This is a genomic window from Phocaeicola coprocola DSM 17136 (genome assembly GCF_000154845.1).
Classification (GTDB): domain Bacteria; phylum Bacteroidota; class Bacteroidia; order Bacteroidales; family Bacteroidaceae; genus Phocaeicola; species Phocaeicola coprocola.
On sequence record NZ_DS981458.1, the window covers coordinates 13,942 to 21,038 of the forward strand.

The 7,097-nt window shown below is 41.6% G+C and carries 6 protein-coding genes and 1 pseudogene; 6 read left to right on the forward strand and 1 reads right to left on the reverse strand.

Annotated elements, in window-relative coordinates:
• Positions 1-219: 219 nt before the first annotated feature.
• Complete coding sequence (locus BACCOP_RS05265; protein ID WP_007567113.1) at positions 220-1,383, reverse strand: IS4 family transposase; 1,164 nt, start codon at positions 1,381-1,383, stop codon at positions 220-222.
• A gap of 263 nt (positions 1,384-1,646) precedes the next feature.
• Here BACCOP_RS05265 and BACCOP_RS05270 point away from each other — a divergent pair.
• The 6 genes and pseudogenes from BACCOP_RS05270 to BACCOP_RS05295 form a co-directional block, all read left to right on the forward strand.
• Positions 1,647-2,934: pseudogene (locus tag BACCOP_RS05270) on the forward strand (IS1380-like element IS615 family transposase).
• A 602-nt stretch (positions 2,935-3,536) separates the two neighbouring features.
• A complete protein-coding gene (locus tag BACCOP_RS05275; RefSeq protein ID WP_007567121.1) occupies positions 3,537-3,881 on the forward strand; it encodes a hypothetical protein in 345 nt (114 codons plus the stop codon).
• 4 nt (positions 3,882-3,885) lie between these two features.
• Complete coding sequence (locus BACCOP_RS05280) at positions 3,886-4,344, forward strand: hypothetical protein (RefSeq protein ID WP_007567123.1); 459 nt, start codon at positions 3,886-3,888, stop codon at positions 4,342-4,344.
• A gap of 11 nt (positions 4,345-4,355) precedes the next feature.
• Entirely contained in the window at positions 4,356-5,306 is a 951-nt protein-coding gene (locus BACCOP_RS05285) for a DUF6175 family protein (RefSeq protein WP_007567126.1), read from the forward strand.
• 2 nt (positions 5,307-5,308) lie between these two features.
• The gene (locus BACCOP_RS05290; RefSeq protein ID WP_007567128.1) at positions 5,309-6,238 is read left to right on the forward strand and encodes a hypothetical protein; all 930 of its coding nucleotides are present in this window, start codon (positions 5,309-5,311) and stop codon (positions 6,236-6,238) included.
• Between the two features lie 116 nt (positions 6,239-6,354).
• The coding region (locus BACCOP_RS05295; RefSeq protein WP_007567130.1) for an IS110 family RNA-guided transposase at positions 6,355-7,097 on the forward strand (743 nt) is incomplete at its 3' end.

The following is a 7,097-nucleotide window of genomic DNA, read 5'->3' on the forward strand; positions in this document are numbered from 1 at the left end:
GACCAAGGAAATGGGCTTCATGTATATACTTTTTTTTCCATGCTTTTATTTTTTTTTGTTTCCTGTCAGCGCTGATATAACTGGGTTTTTTTTCATTTTGGGGAGGTGAATAAAAGAAACTGAATATACAGGGAGGGACGTTAAAAAGGGAATATGAAGATAAATCGGCCACATTTTTTTCGTATTTTCGGATCACTACTGTCACTAAAAATGGACAGGTTAAAAATTAAATAAATTCGGTTCACTTGAATCATATCGGTCTTTGACATTTTTGAAATTCGATTTGTCAAACAAGTCACTGAGATGTGTTTTGTCGGTCAGAGAGATTCCGAGTATTTGGAGAATTTCATAGACGCTACGTTCTAATTTCATATCGTGTTGGACTATTGCTACTAAGCAGTAAGTGATTATCGCACAATAGATTTGTATGCGTACAGCGTTTTCCGATGTTCCCCAGAACTTCTTAATCCTGAGGTGGTGTTTTATCCATTTGAAGAACAGTTCAACACTCCATCTGTTTCTATAAAGCGATGATATAAACTCTGCAGATGCGTCAAGATTATTTGTCAGGAAGATGTGTCGTGTACCGTCTTCAGGATTTTCAATGATGAGTTTTCTAAGTTCCTCAGGGTAATCCTTAGAACTTTTATAAACCGTAAAGCATCCGATTACATCCGATACTACACCTTCTGGCAATCTTCGTTTCCAGGTTTTAGGCTTGATCCGTACATTTGTTTTGGCTCGTACAAGGAAGAAAGCACCTATACGATTTATTGTATTAAGGTTGCTGAAATCGTTATACCCTCGGTCGAATATATAATGCGCTCCTGATTCATATGGAATCTCAGGCATAGCCTTTGAATCGTGAATATTGGCAGGTGTAATATGCACAAATGCAGGTACTTCCGCTTCAATATCGTAGAGCGTATGCAACTTTATTCCGCCTTTATGTTTGCGAAATTTAGCCCATTCAAACACTGACAGGCACAGATCAATCGTTGTAGAGTCAAATGCATAAACATGACCGTCAAGTTCGAATATTTTATTGATTCTACGCTTGCGGGCCTCGGCAATCATGAATGTTGCGTACTCTTCGAAGATGCGGTAGTTACGTTGCTCATTAGCCTTACTAAGATTGCTCCGAGTTACAGACTTCCCGATTCCGAGATGGTAAAGTTTTCCAGCATGAGCTTCCATAGCCACAATCAAATCTCTAAGACTATCTCGATTGGATAGCTGACCGAACATCATCGTAAGCAGCTGATTCCAACAGGTATAGCTCTTGATATACTTATCGCCTTCATACTTTGTAACGATACGATTGAATTTACTTCGGTCAAGGAACTTAACTAATTGGGCAAAAATATATGGGTCTTTATGCATAACGGTCTGAAAATTACCACAAAAGTAAATTCAAATCCGTTCTCCCAAAAATCTCCTATAACAAATTGAATTTCAATAATTTCAAAGAACTTCTATGATTTTTTAGTGGACACTAATGTGTATATGACCTTAATTCCGCAACATAATTGATAATTATTTTTATAAGTTCCTGAGCAACATTTTGTTGCCCAGGTTTTTGCCATGTCAGCGTTTTCACTTACCTTAGTGTTGCGAATCCAAAGACAAAGAAAACCGCAACAGGCATGGCAAAGGTAGCAATAAAATCCGAAAGACTCACTCCTTTTGGAGGCATATTTCCAATCATGGAGCAATTTACCTCCCTTCTCTCCTCTACAATTGACTCAACACTTGGGTTGAGATGCAAACTCTATGGTTATCAATACAGCGAAATCATCCGCTCCCTCCTATGCGTTTACTTCTGCGGCGGTTCTTGCGTTGAGGATGTCACCGCCCACTTAATGAGTCATCTTTCCCTTCACCCCACACTCCGCACCTGTAGCGCCGACACCATCCTTAGGGCAATAAACGAACTGACCCGGGAAAACATCTCATACACGTCTGATGCCGGAAAGTCCTATGATTTCAATACGGCAGACACACTCAACACATTGCTCCTGAATTGCCTGTTGTCCACAGGGCAGTTGAAAGAGGGCGGGGAGTATGACGTTGACTTTGACCACCAGTTCATTGAGGCGGAGAAGTACGATGCAAAGCCCACGTACAAGAAATTTCTTGGTTACAGGTCCGGTGTGGCCGTTATCGGCGACATGATTGTCGGCATAGAGAACAGCGACGGCAACACCAATGTACGCTTTCACCAGAAGGACACGCTAAAGAGGATTTTGGAGAGACTTGAAGAGAAGAAGCTGACAGTCAAACGCTTCAGGGCCGACTGCGGCTCATGCTCTGAAGACATTGTGGATGAGGTCAGGAAGCATTGCAGGACATTCTACATACGCGCCAACCGCTGCTGCTCGCTCTATGATGACATCTTCGCGCTCAGAGGGTGGAAGAAGGAAGAGATTAAACGGCATCGTGTTGAGTTGAACTCCATTCTCGTTGAGAAGTGGAAGGGCAAACCGTATCGCCTGGTAATCCAGAGACAGAGACGCATGGGCAGTGGACCGGACCTGTGGGAGGGGGAATATACATACCGCTGCATCCTGACCAACGATTACGAATCATCCATGAGGGGACATCGTGGAGTTCTATAACATGCGCGGTGGCAAGGAACGCGTCTTTGATGACATGAACAATGGGTTTGGATGGGACAGACTGCCTAAATCTTTCATGGCGGAAAATACCGTGTTCCTGCTCCTGACGGCACTGATACGCAATTTCTACAAGGCCATCATGCAAAGGATTGAAGTGAAGAAGTTCGGGCTCAAGGAAACCAGCCGTATCAAGACGTTTGTCTTCAAATTCATTTCAGTACCTGCCAAGTGGATTAAGACCGCAAGGCAATGTGTGCTGAATATCTACACCGACAACCATGCATATGCAGAAGCCTTCAAAACTTCTTCCGGATGATTTACATCACTTGATGGCCACTGATTGCGTATTGCCTCAAGTCGCTTTATGGGGTAAGGGGATGGTATGCGCATTGAAACGGACGCGAGGACTTAATGGTTATCTTACGAATCAAAAGTCCATTTCTCTTTATGTAGGTAGCACTTCGGGAATGGAGTTGCGGATTTAAGGTATGATAAAAAATGTGTAACTTTGCAGCGTCGTGCCTACGCTGTGCCATCTAAAAAGGATGCGCGGCTGGGTGGGACACTACATAATGTAAAAGCGTCATCGATGCTTTGTCTTTAGGCCTCTTGAGCCTAGGAAATTCAAACAGCTTGCTGAGGACAATGTCAGAAATGAATGCTACGGGTATGCAACAAAAAAGTATCCCGGGGTGTGCACGTGAGGGTATATTATATCCTCAAGGTACACTTTTTCCGGAGGTACGTGCAACATACCAGCGTAGGCAGACATTCTACAAGTCAGCAAGCAGGTTATCCTAGGACCGAAGAGGCAGGCGAGTAGTGATGGAGGCCTACGTTTTTTGCGTTTTGTGGTTACCTTTAATCTAAGTTTAATTCTTTTCTAGGGTTTCGAAAAGGTATTTAAGGACATAAAAAATGGAGAATACCAAGACTGGAACTCGCATTACTATCAAAGTATCATACAGCTTCAAATCTATTGTTCGCTCTTTCCAATTACCAGAAGATAGCTGTCTTTATAAGTACTTTGTTGAAAACAATCATATAATCACTCGAGACAACAAACTGCTGCGAAATGGCATCCCAGAGTTAGATGAGCAGGTTAAAGAACTTGCCCAAAATAACATTGAGATGCAAAGTGACTATATGCATGATGGGCATCCAATGGATATTTTGGTTTGGCGAAATGACAAGCCTGTATATTTCATAAAGGACTATTTTTCAGAGAATGAAATACAAGAAATAATAACCAAAATGCTCTAAGAAAATGAAAAGGTTTGCATCTTTGTTGTTCGCGTTATGGGTAACTTCCATCTGTTTCGCAAAATCGGCATTACCAAACTATGAATATGACATAGTAGGAGTAGCAATCGCAAAGGAAGGATATTACTTAGTAGAAGTTTCTACAATGGTTGACAAAAAGAAGGAAGCGACAATAGACATAGCGAAGAAGTGTGCTATTCATGGTTGCTTGTTTAAAGGGTTTGCAGTAGAGCGAATTTCTCAAAAGCCCATTTTGGCATCACCATCTGAAGCCGAAGAGCATAGTGAATACTTTGACAAACTGATTAACGAGCAATTCAATACTTATACGAACTCAACCCATCCGATTCAAATCGTTAAGGCAGGTAAACGCTTTCGGGTGAAAGCAATAGTGGTTGTTGCTAAAGAATCGTTAAGAAAAGATCTCGAGAAAGCTGGTATCGTAAGAAAGTTAGGTTTATAAAACAAGGGAATATGAAATTAAGACTCATTAATGCATTCTTAATGCTCGCAGTGGCATGCACGGCTTTTGCCCAAGGTAAGAATCCCAAAATCATGGTCGTTCCTATGGACACATGGTGTCAAGAACGTGGTTTTTGGAATGTGTATAAAAATCAAGGAGAAATAAAGGGAACGCCAAATTATGAACAGGCTGTTCAAGATAGTAGGGAACTCATGTTGGTAATCTCCAAAATCAACAACCTCATGTCTGATCGAGGGTTCCCGCTTGCTGATTTGTCACAATCTATCAAGAATAATACAAGACGAACTGCAAGGAACACTCTTACTACATCGAAAACACCTGGCAGTTCTTTGGCTGTTTCAGCCTTGGATGAACTCAACAGACAGGCAAAAGCAGATATTATTGTCGAGGTAGACTTCTCATACAACACCGTTGGTCCAAAGCACAGTGTAACATACAATCTACGAGCCCTTGATGCTTATACTGGGAAACAAGTTGCAGGTGCAGATGGTACGGGTACTCCTACATTTACCTCGGAAATACCAGTGTTGTTGGAGGAGGCTGTCGTTGGACACATGGACAACTTCATCTCTCGTTTACAATATCATTTTGATGACTGCAGAGAGAATGGTAGAGAAGTTGTTATTGAAGTCGGAGTTTTCGACAATGGATCAGGGACAGACCTTGAAAGTGAGTATGACGGTTCAGAACTATCAGAGATTATTGAGAATTGGATGGCAGAGAACACTGTCAAGCACCAATTTCTTACTTCTGAGACAACAGAGTCCATCATGCTCTTTGAGAATGTGAGAATTCCACTACTAAAAGAAAACGGCATGCCTCAAGATGCAAGTGGATTTGCGAACGAATTACGTAAATTTTTAAGAACGAAATATGGCATAGAGTCGAAGAACAATTCACCTTCATTAGGCTATACCCAAATAATAATTGGAGAAAAGTAACTATGAAGAAGTTCGCATTTTCATTCATGCTGTTTTGCATGTCAACTTTTGTGTATGCTCAGGATTGCGACATTCCACTGCGTCCTTTAGTTGCTCAATCCTCAGATGGCAGTTATTACCCACAAGTGGTAAACTATTTGACCAATCGTTTGCGTGTGCTTACATCTAAGGCAGGAAGTATTGGTGGAATGGAAAATTCACAGTTCGCCTTAGCCTTTGGATATGATGTTATTGATAAACAGATAGTGAGCGGAGCACCAACAAAGGTAATCTACAATGTTAGTATCTCAATGCATGTTGTTGATTTGAAGGCTCAAAAGGTCTATGCTACATACTCTAACGAAATAAAGGGCATCGGAGACAACGAGACGAAAGCACTCATCAATACATTTCAAAAAGTAAATGTATCTAACGTTGAGATTCGAAACTTCGTACAACACGGAAAACAAAAGATAATGGACTATTATGATAATAACTATCAGAATATCATAAAAGGAGCTCAGGCTCTGGCTGCCATGAAAAATTATGATGCAGCCATCTACAATCTTATGATGGTTCCAGAGTGTTGTAAAGGGTACGATGCTATCAATAAAGAGTTGATGAATGTATATCAACAATTTGTAAATCAGCATTGCAATGAGAATCTGGCCCAAGCTCGTGCGGCATGGATTGCGGCTCCTAATAGTGAAGGTGCTGCAACGGCCAGTATCTACCTCTCAGAAATTTATCCCGATGCCGCATGTTATGATGATGCTATGGAACTTGCCAATGAGATAAAGAATCAGATGGGCGAAGAGTGGAAATTCATGATGCGGAAATGGGCAGACAATATATCGTTGGAGAGGCAACGAATCAATGCTATGCGAGACATCAGCATTGCTTATGCCAACTCGCAGCCTAAAACAGAAATAACTAACGTATTTTGGAAATAAACCTCATAAATTAAATCACAATGAAATACCCATGAGATAAAAAATCACGCCCAAGAGAATGTAAATAGTCAAGCTGAAGTTACCTTTGTATAGTGTAACCCTAAAATGTATCAGTTATGGCAGAAGTGACATTCCCTCAGTTGATACAGCGCGCTTGCGGTATCGACGTCCACCTGAAGGTTGTGGTGGCGACAATTGACGGAGCAGGCATCCAACGCGAGACCCGCTCATTCAAAACCTTCACGAGTTCTTTGAATGAATTGAAAGAATGGCTATTGTCCAATGGTGTAACGCATGTGGGAATGGAGAGTACCGGTGTTTACTGGAAGCCGGTTTATAAGGTTCTTGAAGATTCCATTCCCAATATCTGGATAGTCAATGCCCGTCACATTAAGAATGTTCCGGGTCACAAGACAGACAAGATGGACAGCGAATGGATCTGCAAGCTTCTTCTGGCAGGTCTTCTCAAACCGAGCTATATTCCTCCCAAGGAGCAGCGTCAGCTTCGTGACCTGACGCGTTACCGGAACAAGCTTATTCAGCAGATAGCTTCAGAGAAGAACCGTATGATGCGTATTCTTGAAGACTGCAACATCAAGCTTTCAAGTGTAGTAAGTAATACAAGCGGTACGACAGCTACTTCTCTTATTGATATGCTTTGTGAAGGTAAAGTCCTTACTCTTGATGATATAAATTCAGTTTATCACGGTAAACTGTCAGCCAGTCCTGAAGAATTGCTTGAGGCGTGTACCGGTTTTGTTGAAGAGCATCACATTTATCTTCTTCAGATGATCCGAAAGGATATAGACCAGACTCAGACTTTGGTTGATGATTTGTCCGAACGTATAAAGAGACTGTT